General features: G+C 64.6%; 15 protein-coding genes. 14 read left to right on the top strand and 1 reads right to left on the bottom strand.

Going from position 1 to position 24,240, the window contains the following annotated elements:
- The first annotated feature begins 44 nt into the window (after window positions 1-44).
- Window positions 45-1,508: a cytosine permease gene (locus BVH01_RS03260; RefSeq protein ID WP_075928941.1), complete on the top strand. Its 1,464-nt coding sequence runs from the start codon at window positions 45-47 to the stop codon at window positions 1,506-1,508.
- Complete coding sequence (locus tag BVH01_RS03265; RefSeq protein ID WP_075928942.1) at window positions 1,498-2,430, top strand: PfkB family carbohydrate kinase; 933 nt, start codon at window positions 1,498-1,500, stop codon at window positions 2,428-2,430. Before BVH01_RS03260 ends, BVH01_RS03265 begins: the two co-directional genes overlap by 11 nt.
- Window positions 2,431-2,496: 66 nt before the next feature.
- Here the strand turns inward: BVH01_RS03265 and BVH01_RS03270 are convergent, their stop codons facing one another.
- Complete coding sequence (locus BVH01_RS03270) at window positions 2,497-2,790, bottom strand: DUF1330 domain-containing protein (protein ID WP_075928943.1); 294 nt, start codon at window positions 2,788-2,790, stop codon at window positions 2,497-2,499.
- 74 nt (window positions 2,791-2,864) lie between these two features.
- Here BVH01_RS03270 and ribBA point away from each other — a divergent pair, with 74 nt between their 5' ends.
- From ribBA to BVH01_RS24060, 12 genes are all read left to right on the top strand, one after another.
- Window positions 2,865-3,971: a bifunctional 3,4-dihydroxy-2-butanone-4-phosphate synthase/GTP cyclohydrolase II gene (gene ribBA, locus BVH01_RS03275; protein ID WP_075928944.1), complete on the top strand. Its 1,107-nt coding sequence runs from the start codon at window positions 2,865-2,867 to the stop codon at window positions 3,969-3,971.
- Between the two features lie 222 nt (window positions 3,972-4,193).
- Window positions 4,194-5,219, top strand: a complete 1,026-nt coding sequence (locus BVH01_RS03280; RefSeq protein WP_075928945.1) for an ABC transporter substrate-binding protein — start codon at window positions 4,194-4,196, stop codon at window positions 5,217-5,219.
- Window position 5,220: 1 nt separating this feature from the next.
- A complete protein-coding gene (locus BVH01_RS03285) occupies window positions 5,221-6,129 on the top strand; it encodes an ABC transporter permease (RefSeq protein WP_075928946.1) in 909 nt (302 codons plus the stop codon).
- Window positions 6,130-6,135: 6 nt separating this feature from the next.
- Window positions 6,136-6,945, top strand: coding sequence for an ABC transporter permease (locus BVH01_RS03290; protein WP_075928947.1), 810 nt, complete (start codon window positions 6,136-6,138; stop codon window positions 6,943-6,945).
- A 17-nt stretch (window positions 6,946-6,962) separates the two neighbouring features.
- Window positions 6,963-8,111 (top strand): ABC transporter ATP-binding protein, encoded by a 1,149-nt coding sequence (locus tag BVH01_RS03295; RefSeq protein ID WP_075928948.1) that lies wholly within the window; start codon window positions 6,963-6,965, stop codon window positions 8,109-8,111.
- Between the two features lie 749 nt (window positions 8,112-8,860).
- Entirely contained in the window at window positions 8,861-9,871 is a 1,011-nt protein-coding gene (locus tag BVH01_RS03300) for an ABC transporter substrate-binding protein (RefSeq protein ID WP_075928949.1), read from the top strand.
- Window positions 9,872-10,018: 147 nt separating this feature from the next.
- Window positions 10,019-11,059: an LLM class flavin-dependent oxidoreductase gene (locus BVH01_RS03305; RefSeq protein WP_075929139.1), complete on the top strand. Its 1,041-nt coding sequence runs from the start codon at window positions 10,019-10,021 to the stop codon at window positions 11,057-11,059.
- Window positions 11,060-11,317: 258 nt separating this feature from the next.
- Complete coding sequence (locus BVH01_RS03310) at window positions 11,318-12,724, top strand: cytosine permease (protein WP_075928950.1); 1,407 nt, start codon at window positions 11,318-11,320, stop codon at window positions 12,722-12,724.
- Between the two features lie 160 nt (window positions 12,725-12,884).
- Window positions 12,885-14,324, top strand: coding sequence for a cardiolipin synthase (gene cls / locus BVH01_RS03315; protein ID WP_075928951.1), 1,440 nt, complete (start codon window positions 12,885-12,887; stop codon window positions 14,322-14,324).
- A gap of 312 nt (window positions 14,325-14,636) precedes the next feature.
- On the top strand, window positions 14,637-16,286 hold the full coding sequence (locus BVH01_RS03320) for a ShlB/FhaC/HecB family hemolysin secretion/activation protein (protein ID WP_075928952.1): 1,650 nt from the start codon (window positions 14,637-14,639) through the stop codon (window positions 16,284-16,286).
- Between the two features lie 9 nt (window positions 16,287-16,295).
- Window positions 16,296-16,814 carry a toxin-activating lysine-acyltransferase gene (locus BVH01_RS03325; RefSeq protein ID WP_075928953.1) on the top strand — a complete coding sequence of 173 codons (519 nt, stop codon included), beginning with the start codon at window positions 16,296-16,298 and terminating at the stop codon, window positions 16,812-16,814.
- A gap of 45 nt (window positions 16,815-16,859) precedes the next feature.
- Entirely contained in the window at window positions 16,860-23,918 is a 7,059-nt protein-coding gene (locus BVH01_RS24060) for a hemagglutinin repeat-containing protein (protein ID WP_083659416.1), read from the top strand.
- Window positions 23,919-24,240 lie beyond the last annotated feature (322 nt).

A 24,240-nucleotide genomic window follows, 5' to 3' on the forward strand; every position in this document is an offset into this window, starting at 1 on the left:
ACCCAGCCCTGCCAACAACAACGAACTATCGCAGGAGTCATGCCATGCGTGCATCCGAACAGGTGGGCCAGCTGGAAACCCGCGGCATCGAGCCGGTGCCCGAACATGAATGCAACGGCCACCCGTTGCAGCTGTTCTGGGTCTGGTTCGCAGCCAACATCAGCATTCTCGGCCTGCCGCTGGGCGCCACCCTGATCGCCTTCCAGGGCCTGTCGATCTGGCAGGCGCTGGTGGTCGCCATCCTCGGCGCCGGCGGCTCCTTCGCCATCGTCGGCCTGTTGTCGATCGCCGGTCGCCGGGGGCGCGCGCCAAGCCTGACGCTGTCGCGGGCGATCTTCGGCATGCGCGGCAATATCGGCCCGACCCTGGTGTCGCTCGGCTCGCGCCTGGGCTGGGAGACGGTCAACACCACCACGGCGGCCTTCGTGCTGCTGTCGCTGGTGTCGATCGTCCAGGGCACGCCGGTTGAGGCCAAGTCGGCGCCCTTTCTGACCCTGCTGTTCATCGGCCTGTTCGTGCTGCTGACCCTGTGCGTCTCCGGCCTCGGCCATGCCACGCTGCTGGTGATCCAGAAATGGGCCACCTGGGTGTTCGGCGCGCTGAACCTGGTGGTGGGCGGCTTTCTCGCCCTGCACATCGACTGGGCCCTGGTATGGGCGGCCACGCCAGCGCCAATGTCCGCCGTGCTGATCGGCATCGGCACCATGGCGGCCGGTACCGGTATCGGCTGGGCCAATGCCGGCGCCGACATGTCGCGCTACCAGCACAAGAGCGTGCGGGCGGCCGGGCTGGTGGCTTCCGCCGCCTTCGGCGCGGGCATTCCGCTGGTGCTGCTGATCACCTTGGGCGGCCTGATTTCGGTGGGCAACGATCACCTGGCCTCGGCGACCGACCCCATCGTGGCGATTCGCGAACTGCTGCCGACCTGGATGGCCGTACCCTACCTGATCACCGCGTTCGGCGGCCTGCTGCTGTCCAACAACCTGTCGGTGTATTCCGCGGGCCTGACCACCCTGACTCTCGGCCTCAAGGTCAAGCGGGTCTACGCCGTAGTGGTCGACATCGTGGCGATCTTCATCGGCTCGATCTACTTCATGCTGATCGCCGAGAGCTTCTACGGCCCGTTCATCACCTTCATCTCCATGTTGGCTGTGCCGATCACCGCCTGGGTAGGCATCTTCCTGGTCGACCTGCGCCACCGTCAGCGTTACGAGGCGGCCGACCTGATGAACGTCAGCCCGAGCAGTGCCTACTGGTACGCCGGCGGCGTGGAGTGGCGTGCCCTGGGCGCCTGGGCGGTGGCAATCGTGCTGGGCTTCAGCTTCACCACGGTGAAGATCGGCGCGGGCAACGTGCTGTTCCACGGCTGGTTGGCCGACTCCTGGTTCGGCCAGAACGGCCTGGGCTGGATCGTCACCTTCGTCGTCGCCGGTGGCCTGTATGCGCTGCTCGGCGGCTGCCGTGACCGCCGCGCCGCCGCGCCCCACGAGGCCGCCCATGGCCGCTAGATTGCTGTACACCGGCCAGGTGGTCGTCGACCTGGTGATGAACGTCAGCGCCCTGCCCGCTGCCGGCCAGGATGTGCTGGCCAGCAGTGCGGCCTTCGCAGTGGGCGGCGGCTTCAACGTCATGGCCGCTGCCGCGCGCAACGGACTGAGTACCTGTTACCTGGGCCGCCATGGTATTGGCCGCTTCGGTGACATGGCACGCCAGGCCTTGCAGGCGCAAGGCATCGAGTGCCGCCTGCCGCCAAGTGCCGATGGCGATACCGGGCTGTGCGTCGCCCTGACCGACGCCAGCGCCGAGCGCTCGTTCGTCACCCATGTCGGCGCCGAGGGCGTGCTGCACGCCGAGGACCTGCAGCACGAAACCGCCACGGTCACAGACTGGGTGATGGTCAGCGGCTACAGCCTGCTGCATGCCGGCAAGGCGGCCCCGCTGCTGGCTTGGCTGCAGCAGGGCGGCGTGGCCGGCGCTCTGGTGTTCGATCCCGGTCCGCTGGCCTGCAACCCCGATATCCAGGGCGCCGAACAGTTGCTGGAGCGCCTGGCGATCTGGAGCAGCAATCGAGAGGAAGCCCTGCAGTTCACCGCTGCCGACGACATGGAGCAGGCCCTTGAGCGCCTCACGGCGCGGCTGCCGGAGGGTGCCCTGGTGATTCTGCGCGACGGCCCGCAGGGCTGTTGGCTGGCCCGTGGCGACTGGCGCCTGCAGATACCGGGCTTTGCCGTAGAGGCGGTGGACACCAACGGCGCTGGCGATGCCCATATCGGCGTATTCCTGGCCAGCCTGGCCGCCGGATTACCCGAGCCAGCCGCCGCCGCACGCGCCAATGCCGCGGCCGCCATCGCGGTCACTCGCCATGGCCCGGCAACCTGCCCGCAGGCCAGCGAGCTCGACGCCTTTCTGGCCGAACAGGCCATTGGCTGACGCAGGCCCGCCCCGGTCGGCATTCACCTGATCGAAGGCGTGCCTCGCTGGCTCAGCCCTGCCGGGTCAGGGCGCCATACCCTCGACGATGATCACCTCCGAACGTGCGGCGCCGGCCCGGTAGCTGCTCGCCTCCTGGTAGGCCGCAGAGCGGTAGCAGGCCACCGCCTGCTCGTATGACTCGAACTCGATTACCACGCTACGCTGAGGCGTATCGCGGCCTTCCTGCGCCTCGGAGCGGCCGCCGCGGGCCAGGAACTTACCGCCGAATTCGGCGAACACGGCCGGGGCGCGTTTGGTGTATTCGCTATAGCGCGCGGGGTCGGTGACGTCCACGTGAGCGATCCAGTAACCCTTCATAGGCTGACTCCTTTAATCTGATTACGTATTACGGTATACCATAATTCGAAATAATCCGACCTGCGAGAACCGCCATGCCCTTCCATCCCATCCGTGAACTCATCGATGACTTTCGCCAGGGCAAGATGGTCCTGCTGGTGGACGACGAAGACCGCGAGAACGAGGGCGACCTGCTGCTCGCTGCCGAATTCTGCACGCCCCAGGCGATCAACTTCATGGCCCGCGAAGCCCGCGGCCTGATCTGCCTGACCCTGACCGACGAGCACTGCCAGCGCCTCGGCCTGGAGCAAATGGTGCCCAGCAACGGTAGCGTATTTTCCACCGCTTTCACCGTTTCCATCGAAGCCGCCAGCGGCATCACCACCGGCATTTCTGCTGCCGACCGGGCCCACACGGTGCTGACCGCCGTGGCCGCCGACGCCAAGCCCAGCGACCTGGTGCAGCCGGGCCACATCTTTCCGCTGCGCGCCAAGGAGGGCGGCGTGCTGACCCGCGCCGGGCACACCGAAGCCGGCTGCGACCTGGCCCGGCTGGCCGGCGTGACGCCTGCCGCAGTGATCGTCGAGGTGATGAACGAGGACGGCAGCATGGCCCGCCGCCCCGACCTGGAAGCCTTCGCCGCGCTGCACGACATCAAGATCGGCACCATCGCCGACCTCATTCAGTACCGCCTGAGTACCGAGCACACCGTCACACGCATCGGCGAGCGCGCATTGCCTACCGTGCACGGCGAGTTCCGCCTGATCACCTATGAGGACCGAATCGCTGGCGGCGTGCACATGGCCATGGTGATGGGCGACATCCGCCATGACGAACCGACCCTGGCGCGCGTGCACGCCATCGATCCGCTGCGCGACCTGGTCGGCGCCGAGTACTCCGGGCCGCGCAGCTGGACGCTATGGGCCGCCCTGGAACGCATCGCCGCCGACGGCAAGGGCGTCGTCGTGGTGCTCGCCAACCACGAGTCGTCGCAGGCTCTGCTCGAACGCGTACCGCAGCTGACCCAGCCGCAACGGCCTTTCAACCGGGGCCAGCCGCGGGTGTATTCCGAGGTCGGTACCGGGGCGCAGATCCTTCAGGATCTAGGTGTCGGCAAGCTGCGCCACCTCGGCCCACCGCTCAAGTACGCGGGCCTGGCTGGTTACGAGCTGGAAGTGGTGGAGACCGTACCGTTCGAGTGACGGACAGCCGGTCGTACGAACCCCGCAAGAGGCATGGCAAATCGCTTGCGGAAAGTTTGGAATACCATAATATGATATCCCTAAGGCCAGCCAGTTTATCGCGTGTCCCGCACGGGTCGCCCCGACTGAAACACCGGTGATGGCCGCCATTGAAGATCCACTGCTCCGGTTAAGCGGGCAAACGCTCGCTTGCGCACAAACACAACAAAGAGGGCAAGCAAGATGGTGTTTATCAAAGGTGTTACCTCGGTGCTCGCCGCGAGCATCCTGAGTGCTGCAATCACGACCACCGCCTCGGCGGAAACCGTCAACTTCGTCAGCTGGGGCGGTACCACCCAGGATGCGCAGAAAGCCGCCTGGGCCGACCCCTTCACCCGCGACACCAAAATCACCGTCGTGCAGGACGGCCCGACCGACTACGGCAAGCTCAAGGCCATGGTCGAGAGCGGCAACGTGCAGTGGGACGTGGTCGACGTGGAAGCCGACTTCGCCCTGCGCGCCGCGGCCGAAGGCCTGCTCGAACCATTGGACTTCAACGTCATCAAGCGCGATCGCATCGACCCGCGCTTCGTCAACGACCACGGCGTCGGTTCGTTCTTCTTCTCCTTCGTGCTCGGCTACAACGAGGGCGCGGTCGGCGGCAAGAAGCCCGAAGACTGGAGCGCGCTGTTCGACACCGCCACCTACCCCGGCAAACGTGCCCTGTACAAATGGCCGAGCCCCGGCGTGCTGGAACTGGCTCTGCTGGCCGACGGCGTAAAAAAGGACAAGCTGTACCCGCTGGACCTGGATCGCGCCTTCAAGAAACTCGACACCATCAAGAAGGACATCGTCTGGTGGGGCGGCGGCGCGCAGTCGCAGCAGCTGCTGGCCTCCGGCGAGGCGAGCATGGGCCAGTTCTGGAACGGCCGTATCCACGCCCTGCAGGAAGATGGCGCGCCGGTCGCGGCGAGCTGGAAGCAGAACCTGGTCATGGCCGACATGCTGGTCGTGCCCAAGGGCGCCAAGAACAAGGAAGCGGCCATGAAGTTCCTGGCCCATTCCAGCAGCGCCAAGGGCCAGGCTGACTTCTCCAACCTGACCGCCTACGCGCCGGTCAACCTCGACAGCGTGGCACGCCTCGATTCGGTATTGGCGCAGAACCTGCCGACCGCCCACGAGGCCGACCAGATCACTCTGGACTACGCCTACTGGGCCAAGAACGGCGCGGAAATCGCCAATCGCTGGAACGAATGGCTGGTGAAATGAGATGACCGCGCTCCGTACCCCCGAGGTCGGTGCAGCAGACCGTCAGTGTGCCAACGCTGACGGCAACCCGGAACGGGCAGCGCGCTGGCGCGGTGCCCCGTACCTGCTGCCGGCCCTGCTGTTTCTCGGTTTGTTCTTCCTGGCGCCGCTGATCGGCCTGCTGCTGCGCGGCGTGCTGGAACCGGAGCCGGGCCTGGGCAACTACGCTCAACTGTTCGCCAACTCGGCCTACTCCAAGGTGCTGTTCAACACCTTCGCGGTGGCCGGCCTGGTGACCGTGATCAGCCTCCTGCTGGGCTTCCCCCTGGCCTGGGCGATCACCCTGAGGCCGCGCGGCTGGGGCCGCTGGCTGTTGAACATCGTGCTGCTGTCGATGTGGACCAGCCTGCTGGCGCGCACCTACTCGTGGCTGGTGCTGCTCCAGTCCTCGGGGGTGGTCAACAAGTTCCTGATGGGTTTGGGCATCATCGATCAGCCGCTGGAGATGGTGCACAACCTGACCGGCGTGGTGATCGGCATGAGCTACATCATGATCCCGTTCATCGTGCTGCCGCTGCAGGCGACCATGAGCGCCATCGACCCGATGGTGTTGCAGGCCGGTTCGATCTGCGGCGCCAGCCCATGGCGCAACTTCTTCAAGGTGTTCATTCCGCTGTGCCGGCCGGGCATCTTCAGCGGTGGGCTGATGGTCTTCGTGATGTCCCTGGGTTACTACGTGACGCCAGCGCTGCTGGGCGGCGCGCAGAACATGATGCTCCCCGAGTTCATCATCCAGCAGGTGCAATCGTTCCTCAACTGGGGCATCGCCAGTGCGGCAGCAGCCTTGCTGATCCTCATCACCCTGGTGCTGTTCTACGTCTACCTGAAGCTGCAACCGGAATCACCGGTCGCATCCAGCACTGCGAGGTAAGCCGCCATGCTGCTGTCACCCAATGCCATGGGTCGTGGCCTGCGCTACGGCCTGACCGCGACGACCGCGCTGATCGCCGTGTTCCTGCTGCTGCCGATCCTGTTCATCGTGCTGCTGTCGTTCGGCTCCTCGCAGTGGCTGGTGTTCCCGCCACCGGGCTGGACGCTCAAGTGGTACGGGCAGTTCTTCTCCAACGCCCAGTGGATGGATTCGGCACTGGTCAGCCTCAAGGTCGCGCTGCTGACCACCCTGTGCGCCCTGGCCATCGGCCTGCCCAGCGCCTTCGCCCTGGTGCGCGGCAAGTTTCCCGGCCGTGAATTGCTGTACGCACTGTTCACCCTGCCGATGATCGTGCCGCTGGTGATCATCGCCGTAGCCGTGTACGCGCTGTTTCTCAAGCTCGGCTACACCGGAACGCTGTTCGCTTTCGTGGTCAGCCACGTGATCGTCGCACTGCCGTTCACCATCATCTCGATCATCAACTCGCTGAAGCTGTTCGATCAGTCCATCGAGGATGCCGCGGTGATCTGCGGCGCCACCCGCCTGCAGGCCATCGTCAAGGTGACCTTCCCGGCAATCCGCCCGGGCCTGGTATCGGGCGGGCTGTTCGCCTTTCTGGTGTCGTGGGACGAGGTGGTGCTCAGCGTGATGATGGCCAGCCCCGGCCTGCAGACGCTGCCGGTGAAGATGTGGACGACGCTGCGCCAGGATCTCACCCCGGTGATCGCCGTCGCCTCGACGCTGCTGATCGCCCTTTCCCTGCTGGTCATGTTCATCGCCGCCATTGCACGCCGGCGCGCCGAAGCCAAAGGCTGAGCGCCGAGGAGAACCCCATGAGTGCCGTCATCAAACAAAAACAGGCGCCCCAGACCCTGGTCAGCCTGCGCAACCTGAACAAGCACTACGGTGATTTCACCGCTGTGGACAACATTTCCCTGGATATTCAGGACGGCGAGTTCCTCACCTTCCTCGGCTCCAGCGGCTCGGGCAAGAGCACCACGCTGTCGATGCTGGCCGGCTTCGAAACGCCCAGCTCCGGGGAAATCCTCGTGGAGGGCAAATCCCTGGTCAACGTGCCGCCGCACAAGCGCGATATCGGCATGGTATTCCAGCGCTATTCGCTGTTCCCACACCTCAACGTGCGCGACAACATCGCCTTTCCCTTGGGCATCCGCAAACTCAGCGCCGACGAGCAGAAGCGCAAGGTCGACGCCATGCTAAAGCTGGTGCAACTCGAGGCCTTCGCCCACCGTCGCCCGTCGCAGATGTCCGGCGGCCAGCAGCAGCGCGTGGCCATCGCCCGGGCACTGGTCTACGAGCCGCGCATCCTGCTGATGGACGAACCCCTCGGCGCCCTGGACAAGAAGCTGCGTGAGGACTTGCAGGACGAGCTGCGCCATCTGCACCGCCGCCTGGGCATCACCATCGTCTACGTGACCCACGACCAGGAAGAAGCCATGCGTCTGTCCCAGCGCATCGCCATCTTCAGCCACGGCAAGATCGTCGGCCTGGGCACCGGCTACGACCTTTACCAGAACCCGCCGAACGCCTTCGTCGCCTCGTTCCTGGGCAACTCCAACTTCCTGCGGGCCAAGGTCAGCGGCCAGGCTGCCGTGCAGTTCGAGCAGCAGAGCCTGGCGATCACTCCGACCGCCAACCTGAAGAACGACCAGGACGTGCTGCTGATGCTGCGCCCGGAAAAAGCCCAGGTGCTACCCCTGGAGGTCGCTGCGCAAAGCCCGCTGCCGGCCGGCTGGAACGAGATCGCCGTGCAGGTCGCCGAAGTGGTGTTCCTCGGTGAAAGCCTGACCTGCCACGTGGTCACGCCAGGCGGCTGCCACCTGACCCTGAAAGCCATGGGCAGCGGCCTGCAACCGTTGCAACCCGGTGCCCAGGCGAAGGTACGCTGGGCAGCCAGCGAGGCCTGCCTGTACGACAGCTGGAACGAGAGCGACCTGAGCAAGGGCGCCGGGGCGCATTGAGCCGCTGCCCAACGCAGGTGTGAGGATCTCGCGCGATCCTGTGGCCGCGACCTCGCGGCGAACGGCAGCCACGACGCCGCTTTTGCGGGATGGCCACGACCGCTTCGCCCCGGGTCGGGGCTCCTACGGGTGTGATGACTTCTCACGATCCTGTGGGAGCCGTGACCTCGCGGCGAATGGCAGTCACGACGCCGCTTTTGCAGGGTGGCCACGATCGCTTCGCCCCGGGTCGGCCCCCCTACGGGTGTGATGACTTCTCACGATCCTGTGGGAGCCGTGACCTCGCGGCGAATGGCAGTCACGACGCCGCTTTTGCAGGGTGGCCACAGTCGCTTCGCCCCGGGTCGGGGCTCCTACGGGTGTGATGACTTCTCACGATCCTGTGGGAGCCGTGACCTCGCGGCGAATGGCAGTCACGACGCCGCTTTTGCAGGGTGGCCACAGTCGTTTTGCCCCGGGTCGGGGCTCCTACAGGTGCGAGGATCTCTCACGATCCTGTAGCAGCGCGCCGTGCATCGCTCCCACACTGGAGCGCTGAAAGCCCCCTCGAGCGTTACGCCAGCCCCTGGCAAGTGGTACCGCTTTTCCCACACGACACCTGCGCGCCCGGCAGACACCACTGGCGGCGCCCGCTGCAGCGCACCGGGCACTCTGGAGCGCATCTTGCAATGTGCCAGCACGGCGCATGACCACTGCAGCTCTGCCGGTCGACCGCCAAGGGCATCTTCAATCGTTCGGGAGGGATTTCCATGCGCACATTGCTGGCCATGCTGCTGGGGCTGCAGCTGTTTTCCACCGCTCACGCCGAGCAGAGCCTCACCTTCGTCAGCTGGGGCGGCAGCACCCAGGCCGCGCAGACCCGCGCCTGGAGCGAGCCCTTCACCCAGCAGACCGGCATCCGCGTCGAGCAGGCCGGCCCTACCGATTACGCGGCCTTCAAGGCCATGGTGGAAAGCGGCAAGGTCACCTGGGACGTGGTCGACGTGGAGGCGGACTTCGCTCTGCGTGCCGGCCGTGAAGGCCTGCTCGAGCCCTTGGACTTCAAGCAGATCGCCAAACGCACCATCGACCCGCGCTTCGTCACCATCTACGGCGCTGGCTCGTTCTATTTCTCCTTCATCCTCGGCTACAACACCAAGGTGCTCGCCAGCGTGCCGCAGGATTGGGCGGCGCTGTTCGACACCCGCGCTTATCCGGGCAAGCGCGCCTTGTACAAGTGGCCGAGCCCTGGCGTACTGGAGATCGCCCTGCTCGCCGACGGCGTGGCCGCCGACAAGCTGTACCCGCTGGATCTGGATCGCGCCTTCAAAAAGCTCGACAGCATCAAGGCCGACATCGCCTGGTGGGGCAGCGGCGACGAGTCCCAGCAGTTGCTGTCGAGTGGCGCGGCGGGCCTGGGCATGTTCTGGAACGGCCGGGTCAATGCCCTGCGTGATGGGGGCGCACCGGTGGGCATCAGTTGGCAGCAGAACCTGGTGACCGGCGATTTCCTGGTCATTCCCCGCGGCGCACCGAACGCCGAGGCGGCACGCGCGTTCATCGCCCACGCCACCAGTCCGAAGGCGCAGGCGGACTTCTCCTCACTGACCGGCTACGCGCCGGTCAACCTCGGCGCCTCGGCGCTGGTCGATCCCAAGCTCGCGGAGAATCAGCCGGGCGCCCACAAGACCGGGCAGATCACCCTCGACTTCAAATACTGGAGCCTGAACGGCGAGCGTATCGCCAAACGCTGGTACGCCTGGCAGGCCGCCAGCAACTGACGCTTTTCGACGAGAGGGGCCTCTGGTACTCGCCAAAGTATTTTATATTATGGTATACCATAGACCATGAGCCGCCTGATCCTGCAGGCGGCCAGTCCCGACAGCGCCTCGCGCCCCTGGGGCCTTACAAAAATCGAGGAAAGCGACATGAAATTCTCTTTGTTCGTCCACATGGAACGCTACGACCAGGAAGTCGGCCACCGTGAGCTCTTCGAGCAACTGACCGAGCTCACCCTGCTGGCCGAGGCCGGCGGCTTCAGCACCGTGTGGATCGGCGAACACCACGCCATGGAATACACCATCTCGCCGAGCCCGATGCCGATCCTGGCCTACCTGGCCGCACGCACCAGCACCATCCGCTTGGGTGCCGGCACCATCATCGCGCCCTTTTGGAACCCGATCCGCGTGGCCGGTGAATGCGCCCTGCTCGACGTGATCAGCAACGGGCGCATGGAAGTGGGCCTGGCCCGGGGCGCCTACCAGTTCGAATTCGACCGCATGGCCGGCGGCATGCCGGCCACCGACGGCGGCAAGGCGCTGCGCGAGATGGTTCCGGTGGTGCGCAAGCTGTGGGAAGGCGATTACGCCCATGACGGCGAGGTCTACAAGTTTCCCACCTCCACCAGCGTACCGAAGCCTTACAACGCCCAGCCGCCGATGTGGATCGCCGCCCGCGACCCGGACTCGCACAACTTCGCCGTGGCCAATGGCTGCAACGTGATGGTCACGCCGCTGATGAAGGGTGACGAGGAAGTGGTCGACCTGAACGACAAGTTCAACGCCGCCCTGGCCAACAACCCAGGCGCGCCGCGTCCGCAACTGATGGTGCTGCGCCACACCCACGTGCACCTAGCCGACGACCCCGAAGGCTGGAAGGTCGGCGCCGCCGCCATCTCGCGTTTCTACCGCACCTTCGATGCCTGGTTCGGCAACAAGACCACGCCGGTCAACGGCTTCCTGGAGCCGAGCCCGGAGTCCAAGTTCGCCGAAGTGCCGGCGTTCCAGCTGGAGAACATCCGCAAGAACACCATGATCGGCACACCCGAGGAAATCATCGCGCGCATTCGTCACTACCAGGAACTGGGCGTCGACGAATTCAGCTTCTGGGCCGACAACAGCCTGCCCTACGCCGAGAAGAAAAAGTCCCTGGAGCTGTTCATCCAGCACGTGGTGCCAGCCTTCCGCTGAGCATCACCCCGCACAGCCCGGCCCGCGCCGGGCTGCTGCAACGATCGAAAACGCTGCTATCCGAATAAAGACAAGAAGTAGGTTTTTCCCATGTTGTTGCGTGCCTTCCCATCGCGTCACCCCTGCCCGTTCTCCCTCGCCCGCGGCCCGGCCCGCAGCGAGCGCGGCTGACCTCAGCCACGACACCCCACGCATCCACCCGGCACTGCCCGCCTCGCGCGCAGCGTGCCGCTACCGCTTTGCGCAGGAGAACCCGACATGTCCCATAACAACGCTCCCCAAGAACTCGTCGAAAGCAACAGCGTCGGCCAGGTGGCCGATGCCGATCGTCACGGCCGCGTCCGTGACCTGTTCACCCTCTGGTTCAGCACCAACATCGCACCGCTGCCGATCGTCACCGGCGCCATGGCCGTGCAGGTGTTCCACCTGAGCATCGGCTGGGCGATCTGCGCCATCCTGGTCGGCCACCTGCTCGGCGGCATCGTGCTTGGCCTGGCTTCGGCCCAGGGCCCGCAGATGGGCCTGCCGCAGATGCTGCAGAGCCGCGGCCAGTTCGGTCGCTACGGCGCGCTGCTGGTGGTGGTGATCGCCGCCGTGCTGTACATCGGCTTCTTCATCTCCAATTGCGTGCTGGCCGGCAAATCCATCCACACCGTGGCGCCGGATCTGCCGCTGCCGGCCGCCGTGCTGATCGGCGCCTGCGCCGCGACGCTGATCGGTATCCTGGGCTACAACTTCATCCACACCCTCAACCGCATCGGCACCTGGGTGATGGGCATCGGCCTGGTGGCGGGCTTCATCGCCCTGTTCGCCAACGGCCTGCCGGCGGATTTCGCCAGCCGCGGCGGTTTCAACCTGGCCGGCTGGCTGGCAATGGCCTCGCTGGGGGCCATCTGGCAGATCTCCTTCGCGCCCTACACCTCGGATTACTCGCGCTACCTGCCGCGCAACGTGGGCATCTGGAAGCCCTTCATCGCCACCTACTGCGGCGCCGTGCTGGGCACTTCGCTGTGCTTCATCTTCGGCACCCTGGTGGCGCTGGCGGTGAGTGCCGAGACGGACACCATGGAAGCGGTGAAACAGAGCACCGGCGTGTTCGGGCCGGTGCTGATGGTGTTGTTCATCCTCAGCATCATCAGCCACAACGCCCTGAACCTGTACGGTGCGGTGCTGGCGCTGATCACCTCGGTGCAGACCTTCGCCGCCGACTGGGCACCGAGCCGCCAGGCCCGCGTGGCGCTCTCCGCGATCCTGCTGGTGGCCTGCTGCGTGGTCGCGGTAATGGCGCCCGCGGACTTCATCGCACGCTTCATGCAACTGATCCTGGCGATGATGATCGTGCTGGTGCCGTGGGCGGTGATCAACCTGGCCGACTTCTACCTGGTGCAGAAGCAGCGCTATCACATTCCCTCGCTGTTCGACGCCACGGGCGGCATCTACGGGCGTTTCAACCCCAACGCGGTCAGCGCCTACGCCATCGGCATCCTGGTACAACTGCCGTTCGCGGTCACGCCAATCTACACCGGCCCCATCGCCAGTAAGCTCGACGGTGCCGACCTGTCGTGGCTGGTGGCGATCGTCGTTACCCTGCCGCTTTACTTGCTGCTGTCGAGCCGCGATACGGTCTACCGCCGCAAGCAGATCTCGGCGCTGGCACGGGCCTGACGGTCAAAATCCCCGCGCCTACCGTGCGGGGCTTTCGTTCATTCGCGCAGGGACTCAAGGCAGCAGCGCCAGGAAGTTTCACGTGGAACGCCGATTTCTATCGGTGACGTCCCATCGATAGCGTGGTCTATGCTGCACGGCAGCCATCAAGCGAACGACCATGGAATTCGGCATCCAGCATTTCTTCGGCTATCTGATCGCAGCGATCCACGCGCTGGGTGCGCTGGCTGCCGTGCATGCGATTCTCACCGTGCGCACTGCCCAAGGCGCCATCGCCTGGGCGCTGTCGCTGTTCTTCATGCCCTACCTGACGCTGCTGCCCTACGTGATCTTCGGGCGCAGCCGGTTCTATGCGTACATCGACGCACGCCGAGTGGTCGACAAGCAGATGCACAAGGCCATGGCTTCGCTGGACTGGCGCCCGTGGGTGCAGGAAGCCATCGCCGCCGGCGAGTCGGAAGCCTACGGCCAGCTGCGCGCGCTGCCGCGCCTGGGGCGTATGCCCTGCCTGGCCGGCAATCAGGTCAGCCTGTTGGTCAATGGCAAGGCGACCTTCGAGGCGATCTTCCAGACGCTGGCCGAAGCACGCCAGGTGATCCTCATCCAGTTCTTCATCGTCCACGACGACAAGCTCGGCCGCCGCCTGCAGGAGGTTCTGCTCGAGCGCGCGGCGGCCGGCGTGCAGGTGTATTTCCTCTACGACGCCGTCGGCAGCCACGCCCTGCCGCGCCGCTATACCAAGCGCCTGCGCGAAGGCGGCGTGCACGTGCACGCCTTCCCCACCGGCGGTGGTGTGCTCAATCGCTTCCAGCTCAATTTCCGCAACCACCGCAAGATCGTGGTGGTCGATGGCGAGCGCGGCTATCTCGGCGGGCACAACGTCGGCGACGAATACCTGGGCGAAAAGCCGCGGCTGTCGCCGTGGCGCGATACCCACGTCGAGGTGCACGGCCCGGCGGTTGCGTGTTTGCAGGAATCCTTCGCCGAGGACTGGTTCTGGGCGACCCGCAAGCTGCCACCGCTGCTGCTGCCCGAGCGCTACCCGGACGAAGGCATGCTCTGCCAGGTGATCAGCAGCGGCCCGGCCGATGCCCAGGAAACCTGCTCGCTGCTGTTCGTGGAAATGCTCAACGCCGCCCGCGAGCGCATCTGGCTGACCAGCCCCTACTTCATCCCCGACGAGGCGCTGTTCGCCGCCCTGCGCCTGGCCGTGCTGCGCGGCGTGGACGTGCGCATCCTGCTGCCCTCGCGCCCCGACCATCGCATCGTCTACGCCGCCTCCAACCTGTTCGCCCTGGAAGCCCTGCGCGCCGGCGTACGGATCTTCCGTTACTTGCCGGGCTTCCTGCACCAGAAGGTCGCGCTGATCGATGGCGACATCGGCGTGGTCGGCAGCGCCAACCTCGACAACCGCTCGTTCCGCCTCAACTTCGAAATCACCCTGGTCACCGTCGATCCCGAATTCGCCCGTCAGGTCGAAGCGATGTTACTGGAAGACTTCAGCCAGTCCCGCGAACTGATCGGCGCTGACCGCCGCGAAGTGCATCGACTTCAGCAACTGGGCATGCGCGTAGCGCGGCTGATCTCGCCGATTCTCTGAGCGGCGACGCCACTCGGCACCACTAGCGAAACCACCTGAAAAGAGCGAGCTGGTTCACAGGATGGTTCCCCTTACCCGACGAACTGCATGGCCAGTGCGCAACTTTTCTTTTCTCGGTCTATCTCAGCAGACATCGAGCCAAGCGAAGCGGCCAATCAGCCACGGCAGGCTCGTCTGCCTCATCGTTCCGTTGTCGGCCCACAAGGATGTGCCATGCAGTTACCCGTTTCGTGTCGTGCCCCATTTCGCCTAACGTCCCTCGCCAGCGCTCGCCGTACGCTCTCCTGGCTGTTGCTAACCGCCGTTGCAACGGTGCAGATCGCGAACGCAGCCACTCCTGAAGAAGAGCTGTTGCGCCAGCGCGAGCGTGATCGTGTGCTACGCGATCAACTGGAGGCACGGCCAGACGTACGCCTCGAAGCGCTGCCTCAGGACGAGGGACCGGCAACCCTGCCACGCGAGGAAACGCCCTGCTTCCCCATCGATAGGATCGAGCTGGTGGGCGAGTCGGCTGAGCGATTTCAATGGGCCCTACAGGCGGCGAATCCCCAGGAAGATCGCGCTATAGGCCGTTGCCTGGGCTCGCGCGGCATCAACCTGACGATGAAGCGCATCCAGAATGCGATCATCACCAAAGGCTATGTCACCACCCGCGTACTGGCTGGTGCGCAGGATCTGAACAGCGGCGTGCTGACATTGACCCTGCTGCCAGGCCGCATCAGCGACATCCGCTTCGACGCGCAAACCAGCCGCCGCGCCAATGCCTTCAATGCACTGCCAGCGAGCCCCGGCGACCTGCTCAACCTGCGTGACATCGAACAGGCCCTGGAGAACTTCAAACGCGTTCCGACCGTGGAAGCCGATATCCGTATCGTGCCGGCCGCCGCCAGCAACGCCGGGCCGGGCGAAAGCGATGTGGTGATCGCCTGGCGTCAGCGCTTCCCGGCACGCCTGAGCCTGTCGGTGGACAACGGCGGCAGTAAAAGCACCGGCAAGTATCAGGGCAGCGTGGCACTGTCGCTGGACAATCCGCTGACCCTCAACGACCTGTTCTACGCCAGCTTCAACCATGACCTGGGCGGTGGCGAGGATGGCGACCGCGGCTCGAAGGGCCATACGCTGCATTACTCGGTGCCCTACGGTTATTGGCAACTGGCGTTTACCAGCAGCGAATACGACTACCACCAGACGGTTGCCGGTGCGCTCGAAGATTTCCAGTATCGAGGCGAGAGCCGTAACAACGAGATGCGCCTCTCGCGTCTGGTGTACCGCGACGCGGTGCGCAAGACCAGCCTGTGGGGCAGCCTGTGGACGCGCAGCTCGGATAATTTCATCGATGACGCCGAAATCGAGCAACAACGTCGGCGCATGGCCGGCTGGCAGGCGGGTATCGGCCACCGCGAGTTCATCGGCCCGGCCACGCTCGATCTGGGGTTGAGCTACCGCCGGGGCACCGGTGCGCACGATGCCCTGAAAGCGATCGAGGAGAACATCGACGATGGCACCTCACGCTCGAAAATCATCCAGGCCGACGCGCAATGGCAAATCCCTTTCAATGCCTACAACCAGCGCCTGCGCTATATCGGCGCCTGGCGCGCGCAGTGGAATCGCACCAACCTGGTACCGCAGGACCGCTTCAGCATAGGCGGGCGCTACACGGTACGGGGCTTCGACGGTGAAAACATCCTCTCGGCTGACCGTGGCTGGACCCTGAGCAATGAGCTGGGCCTCGCGCTGGGCACCAGTGGGCAAGAACTGTATGCCGGCGTGGACTATGGCGAGGTCGGCGGCAACTCCGCCGACTACCTGATCGGCCGGCGCCTGGCCGGTGCCGTGGTCGGCCTGCGCGGGTCGTATCGCAATCTTTCTTACGACTGGTCCTGGGGCACACCGCTGAAGAAACCCGACGGCTTCGAGACCGCCGACTTCACCAGTGCCTTCACCGTCGTCCTGTCGTTCTGAGGATCGCCCATGCGCTTCGATACTTTCGACATCACCGCCCCGGCCGTCTTCGACGAGCCATGGAACGAGGCCAATGTTCTGGGCGCCGCCACCTGGTTGTGGATGAACTCCGAGGCCCACCGCGATGCGCCCCTGCACAGCCTGTCGAGGCTGCTGTTGCCGGCCCTCAAACATCGCCAGTTCGTGCTCGGCAGCGAAAACGGCAAACCGGTTTTTTACCTGGCCTGGCTGAGCCTGGACGAGACGGCCGAACGTCGTTACCTGACCCACTCGCCGATCGAAATGAACGAAGCCGACTGGTGCAGCGGCGACCGCCTGTGGGTCAACGACTGGGTCGCGCCCTTCGGCCATACCGCCGTACTCAGCCGCCTGCTGCTCAGCCGCGTGTTCCCCAACAGTTGCGCCCGGGCGCTTTACCACCGTGGCGAAACACGGGGCTTGAAGGTCAAGACCTTTCACGGCATCGGCGTGATCCCGGAACAGGCCAAGGCCTGGTTCGCCGCCCATCCACTGGCTACCGAGGCCTGACCCCAGAACGTTAGCTGCGGTCCGGTACCGCAAAGGGAATTGCACATGAACAAGCACCTGCATCGAGTCATCTTCAACAAGGCACGCGGCCTGCTCGTGGTGGTGGCGGAGAACGTCAGCAGCCAGGGCAAGGCGCCCGGTACACGCGAAGCGAGCGGCGCCAGTGGCAGCTGTGTAGCGACCCTGGCGCCCTTGCGTTTCTCCCTGATGGGCGCGCTGGGCCTGATCAGCCTCGCGGCCGTACCCGCCTGGGCCAATGGTATCGTCGCCGATCCCAACGCGCCTGGCGGCCAGCGGCCCAACGTGATGGAGAGTGCCAATGGCACGCCGCAGGTGAACATCGCCGCGCCCAGCGCCGCAGGGGTTTCACGCAACAACTACAGTCAGTTCGACGTGGATGGCCGCGGCGCGATCCTCAACAACTCCCCCACCAACAGCCAGACCCAGCTCGGTGGCTGGATCGAGGGCAACCCCAACCTCAGCGGTAGCGCCCGGGTGATCCTCAACGAGGTCAATGCCAGCAACCCAAGCCAGTTGCGCGGCTACGTTGAAGTGGCGGGCGGCCGCGCGGAGGTGGTCATCGCCAACCCTGCCGGGATCACCTGCGATGGCTGCGGCTTCATCAACGCCGACCGTTCCACCCTGACCACTGGCCGCGTGCAGATGGAGGATGGCCGCATCACCGGCTACAAGGTCGAGGGCGGCACCCTGAACATCACCGGTCGGGGCCTGGATAGCCGCGACAGCGACTACACCGACCTGATCGCGCGCAGCGTGGAGGTCAATGCCGGTATCTGGGCCAAGGACCTCAAGGTCACTGCCGGGCGCAACCAGGTCAACGCCGACAACACCCAGGCCAGCGCCCTTGCCGATGATGGCAGTGACAAGCCAGAGGTGGCCATCGACGTCGCCCAGCTGGGCGGCATGTACGCCGGCAAGATCAAACTGGTGGGCACCGAGTCAGGGGTTGGCGTACGCAATGCCGGGCAGATCGGTGCCATGGCCGGCGACGTGGTGATCGGCGCAGACGGCAAGCTGCAGAACCTGGGCGCCATCAGCAGCAGCGGTGATACTCAGGTGGCCAGCAACCAGGCGATCGACAATAGCGGCAGCCTGTACGCCAAGGGCGACATGCGCCTGACCAGCCAAACCACTATCGACAACACTGGCGTGGTGGCCGCTCAGGGCAAGACAAGCCTGGAGGCAGACCGTGTGCGTAGCACGGGCGACTCCCTACTGGCCGCAGGCATCGACGCCCAGGGCAACTCCGGCGCCGCCGCCGATCTGCAAATCAAGGCCCGTCAAGTCGCTGCCAACGGCCAGAACCATGCCAGCGGCAAGCTCGAGATCGAGGCCGATAGCCTCGACCTGAGCCACAGTCGCACTCGCTCCGCAGACCTCAGCCTGAAGGCCCGCAACGGCGACATCGACCTGAGCGCCAGCCAGGTCGACAGCACCGGCACCCTCCAGGCCAACGCGAGCGGCACCCTGCGCAGCGATGCCGCCAAGGTCAGCGCCGAGCACCTGACGCTGAGCGCCAGGCACCTGTCCAACGTCGGCGGCGAGCTGCTGCAGACCGGCACCACGGCCAGCACGCTGAAGGCCACCGACAGCCTCGACAACAGCGCCGGGCGCATCGCCAGCAACGCCCAGGCACTCAGCCTCGAAGCGCAGACCCTGAACAACCGGAGCGGCAAGGTCGAGCATGCCGGCAATGGCCGTCTGGAGCTGAACGCGCAACGCGTCGACAGCACGAGCGGTACGCTGCTGAGCAATGGCGAGCTGCATATGACCGCACAGCAGGCGGTACTCGATAACGGCCATACCCAGGGTCGCCAGATACTGGTCGACAGCCGTGAGCTGGATAACCGTAACGGCACCCTCCTCGCCACTGATGGTGGTTTACTGGAGGTGCGCGGTGCCCAGCGCCTCGACAACAGCGGCGGCAGCATCGCCAGCAACGGGGAGGTCAGGCTGACGACCCAGGAGCTGCTCAACGACGGCGGCGAACTGCTCGCCGGGCGCCTGCTCTCGCTCAATACCGCCTACCTGCGCGGCAACGGTCGCGCACTGAGCCTGGGTGATCTGCTGCTGCGCCAGCAAGGCGACGCGAGCCTCGCCGGCCGGTTGCAGGCCAACGGCAAGCTGGACATCGAGGCTGGCGGTACCCTGAACAACACCGGCCAACTGCAGGCCGGACAATCCCTGCTGCTACGCAGCGCTGCACTGAACAATGCCAGCGGTGCCGAGCTGAGCGCCAACCAGGTGGATCTGCGCGTCACCGGGCAGTTGCTCAACCGCGGCCTGGTCGATGGCCAGCAGGTACGCGTTCAGGCTGATGAAGTGCACAACCTCGGCACCGGCCAGCTCTACGGCGATCGCCTGGCCATCACCAGCCGCCTGCTGTCCAACCGCGACGAAGGAGACCGCGCTGCCACCCTGGCCGCCCGCGAACGCCTGGACATCGGCGTCCAGACCCTGGAGAACCGCGAACAGGCGCTGATCTTCAGCGCTGGCGACCTGGCCATCGGCGGTGCGCTGGATGCGAACGACCGCGCCAGCGGCCGCGCCGACCTGCTGAGCAATGCCAGCGCCACCATCGAGTCACTCGGCCACCTCGACCTGGCCGTGCGCGAGCTGCGCAACACCAATGAGCATTTCAGCATTGCACAGGTGGAGGTCAGCCGCGAGCAACTGCAGGAATACCAGATCAGCGGCTCGCCAAATCGCTACCGTCCCGATCAGGTTTCCGTGCACAACGACGAGGTCGACCACCTCACCACACCCGATGGCCGACGCGACAACTTCAACCGCTACGACTACGAACGGACCATCACCGAAACCCGTGTGCTCAGCTCGGCCCCCGGTCAGATCCTGGCTGGCGGCAACCTGTCGTTCAGCGGCGACAGCGTGCTCAACGACAAAAGCCGCATCATCGCCGGTGGCTTGCTGCAGGTTGGCGCCACCGAGGTGACCAACGTCGAGGCGGACGGCCAACGCGTTACCAGCGACGCCGGCACCGCCACCAACTTCTACCGCATCCAGCGAAAAGGCCGCGATCGCCAGGGCACCAACGTCACCGCCTATACCCCGGCGCCACTGATCCAGGACATCGACATCTCGCCCACCGAGTTCCGCGGCCAAACGGCAGTAAGCGGCAGCAATACCCAACTGGCTGCCCACCAGAGCGCCCAGGTCGACCCAGGCGTCGAGGTGCTGCTCAACGACGGCCAGGGTATCGCCGACCTAGTACGCAGCGGCGGCCTCAACCTTAATCTGCCGAGCAACAACCTGTTCCAGACCAACCCGGAGGGCACCCGCGGCTACCTGATCGAAACCGACCCGCGCTTCGCCAGCTACCGCCAGTGGTTGTCATCGGACTACATGCTGCAGCGCTTGAGCGTGGATCCGGCCCTGACCCAGCAGCGCCTGGGCGATGGTTTCTACGAGCAGAAGCTGATTCGCGAGCAGATCGCCCAACTCACCGGGCGGCGCTTCCTCGATGGTTATGCCGACGACGAAGCGCAATACCGCGCCTTGATCGACAACGCCGTCACCCTGGCCAGCGAATGGAACCTGGTACCCGGCGTGGCCCTGACCGCCGAACAGATGGCGCAGTTGACCAGCGACGTGGTGTGGCTGGTGGAACGCTCGGTGACCCTGGCCAATGGCGAATCACGCAAGGTCTTGGTACCCCAGGTCTACGTACGGGTGCGCGACGGCGACCTCAACGGCAACGGTGCGCTGATCGCCGGCCAGCAGCTCAAGCTCGACCTCTCCGGCGACCTGCTCAACAGCGGCAGCATCGGCGGGCGCAGCATCATGGCGATCAATGCGCAGAACATCGACAACCTGGGTGGGCGGATTCAGGCAGACCGCGCGGCACTGATCGCACGTGACGATCTTAATAACACCGGCGGCGTTATCGGTGCGCGTGAAAGCTTGCTGGTTCAGGCCGGTAACGACGTCAACCTGAATGCAGTGACCCAGGACAGCAGTAGCGAGCAAGGCGCCCGTACCAGCCTCTCGCGTGTCGCTGGGCTGTTTGTCACTGGTGACGCTGGCACCCTGCAGGTGAGCGCTGACAATGATATCAACCTGAACGCTGCACAGTTGCTCAACGCCGGCCAGGACGGAGTCACCCGGCTGGAGGCTGGGCGCGATATCAGCCTGGGCACCGCCAACCAAAGCCACCAGCAAACGGTTCGCTGGAACGACAGCAACTGGCGCGACGAATCCAGCCAAACGGAGGTGGGCAGCACGATACAAGGCACTGGCAACCTGCTCCTGAGCGCCGGCCAGGATATCAATGCCCGAGGTGCCACTGTGCGCAGCGAACAGGGCATGCTGCTGGCCGAAGCAGGTCGCGACATCCGTATCGACGCGTCCGAGCAACAGCAGTTCGCCGACGAGGCACATCGCTTCAAAGGGCGCAGCGGCATGTTCTCCAGCAAGACCACGACCCTGCGCGACACGGTTGATCGCACTCAGGCGCAAGGCAGCACATTTAGCGCCGATCAGCTCTACCTCAATGCCGACCGTGACATCGGCATACGTGGCAGCGACCTGGTTTCCAGCCGCCAGACCCAGCTGCAGGCAGGGCGCGACGTCGACCTGGCAGCAGCCAGTGAATACAACCAGGAACGCCATGATCAATCGGTGAAGAAGAGCGGGCTGTTCAGTAGCGGCGGCCTGTCGCTGACCATCGGTACCCAACGGCAAAGCGTCAGCGACCGCAGCGACGGCCAGAGCACCCGTGCCAGCACGCTCGGCAGTACGGCTGGCAACGTGATTGTCGAGGCTGGCAACAGCTATCGTCAGTCCGGTAGCCACGTCATGACACCAACCGGCGACGTCAACGTACTGGCCCAGCAGATCGCAATCACGGAGGCTCGGCAGATCGGTCGCCAGGAGCAGGAGACCAAGTTCAAGCAAAGCGGCTTGACGGTTGGCCTGAACGTGCCGGTGATCAACGCGCTGCAGTCGACCCATCGCTTGGTCAAGGCCACCTCGGAGGTACAGGATGACCGTATGAAAGCCCTTGGCGGTGCCATGGCGGCGCTCACCGCCTACAATACCGGCTCGGGTATTTCAGCCGCAGTCAAAGAGGGCGACCCTAGCAAGGCCGGCGGTTTCGGCATCAACATCTCCATCGGCAGTAGCAGCAGTCAGAGCAACACCACCTACACCGCTGACAGTGCGGCAGGCTCCAGCATCAAGGCCGGTGGTGACGTCACCCTCGTAGCTACCGGTACGGGCGAGGACAGCAACATCCTGATGCGTGGCAGCCAAATCGTCGCCGGCCGTGATGCCACGCTGATCGCCGATAATCGCATCGACCTCATCGCCGCACAGAATCAGCTGACTCAGCACAGCACCGAGAGCAGCCGCTCGGCCAGCCTCGGCGTGGGCCTGAACTTCGGCGGCCAGCAGAACGGCCTGAGCTTCAATGCCGCCGTTTCGCGTGGCCGAGGTCAGGCAGACGGCGACGATCTGACCCACACCAACAGCTTGGTCAGCGCTGGAGATACGGCTCTGCTGATCAGTGGCGGCGACACCAGCATCCGCGGCGCCCAAGTCGCCGGTAAGAGTGTCAAAGCTCAAGTAGGCGGTGACCTGCTGGTCGAGAGCTTGCAGGACACCAGCACCTACGCCAGCCAGCAGAAGAACACAGGTGCAGGTATTAGCCTGTGCATCCCGCCATTCTGTGTCGGCACCCCCGTGAGCGGTAATCTGAGCCTGGCCAAATCCAAAGCCAATGGCGATTACGCCAGCGTGGTCGAACAGAGCGGCATCCGTGCCGGTGATGGCGGCTTCGATCTTGCAGTACAAGGCAATACCGACCTCAAGGGCGCGGTCATCGCCAGCAACCAAGCCGCCATCGATGCTGGTGCCAATCGTCTGCAGACAGGCACGTTGACCACCAGTGACCTGGAGAATCGAGCCAGCGCCAGCGCCCGCAGCAGCGGCGTCGACCTCAGCAGCGACATGCTCACCCAAGGCAAATATGGCTTGAGCAAAGCGGTCATCGGCACAGCACTGAACAAGGGCGACTCTCGTGAAAGCGACAGCGGACGCACGCTCGCGGCAGTCAGTGGGGGTGCCATCGAGATTCGCGACGAACAGGGGCAGCTCGACAAGACCGGGAAGAGTACCGAAGAGGCCATCGCCACCCTCAACCGTGACGTTGCGGGTAGCCACATTGGTGTAGAGCGCCTCGATCCCAAGGAGCTGGAAAAGCAGGCCGAGGCCGAACGCATCATCAAGAATGCCGTGGCAGTGGAAGCCTTCAAGTTCAGCGACGACGCCTACCGCACCATGTTCGTCAAGGAACACCCGATGTACGAGGTGATGCTGAATGAAGACGGCAGCGTCAAGATGGAAAATGATAAGCCCGTACTACGCCTGCTTAGCAATGAGGAGAAACTCGCGCTCAAAGCTGGTCCGGACGGCCGGATTCGTATTGGTGTCAACGGCATCTTCAATGACGAGAATGCCGCCGCCGGCTACGCAGCTCAACATAATGAGGGTCGTGCCGCACCGCTCTACATTGTGTCCTTCCCCCAAGCCACTAATGCTGTGGCCGAGCTGATGGTGGCAGGCTATCAAAAACACCTGGAGAACGAGTTCTGGGGCCTGAGCAGATCCACCGCAGAGATTACCGATTTGCTCAGGCATTATGGCTCGCAAGGCTTGGAGCTGGACGCCCACAGCCGTGGTTCGATGACAGTCGGAAACGCGTTGGAAGCTCTCAAGAATGGCAATGCCACGGAGGGCACATTGAGCGAGACATACTTGAAGTTCTTCGGGCCTGCTTACAACGCTGAAAAAGCTGCCAGCCTGCTCTACCAGCTCAGTGGCGGTGCTCAGGACACTGTCAGCCTGCAGAACCACCGCGACGACTTTGTCGGCTCAATCATTGGTGGAAACCCAGCCACGCACGACCAAGTCGGCACTGGCAGCACCAAGGTCAAGGAATGGCTCAACATGTTCGGCGGCACGGCTACCGTACACAACTGCTACGGAGCCTCGTCGACCCGTAACGGCTGCGGTGCCTATGGCACACCGAATACGTTGGACATCAAGGCCAAAACACGACCATGAGATAGTAGATGCTGCTCGCCGTATACGGCGAGCAGCACCCCAGAACTATCGCTACCGACTAAAGAACTACGTTTCGCCATGGATAAAAGGTATCCATCCACAAAACCAATATGACCATCCTCAGCGAGAGGCTCGTTATGCGACTTCTATTTGCAGGCCTATTCTGCGCCCTCAGCCTGACAGCCTGCGGCAGTACTCTACCTTTCCAACCTGTACCGGACTCTTATCTGCTCTGGGCAAAGCCGGGCGCCTCCCAACTCGAGGTGAAGAAAGCCCTGCTGGAGTGCGGCATGGCCAGCCCCAGCTCACCGGCACGACCACC

It is taken from the genome of Pseudomonas sp. PA1(2017) (assembly GCF_001945375.1).
In the GTDB taxonomy this organism is placed as follows: domain Bacteria; phylum Pseudomonadota; class Gammaproteobacteria; order Pseudomonadales; family Pseudomonadaceae; genus Aquipseudomonas.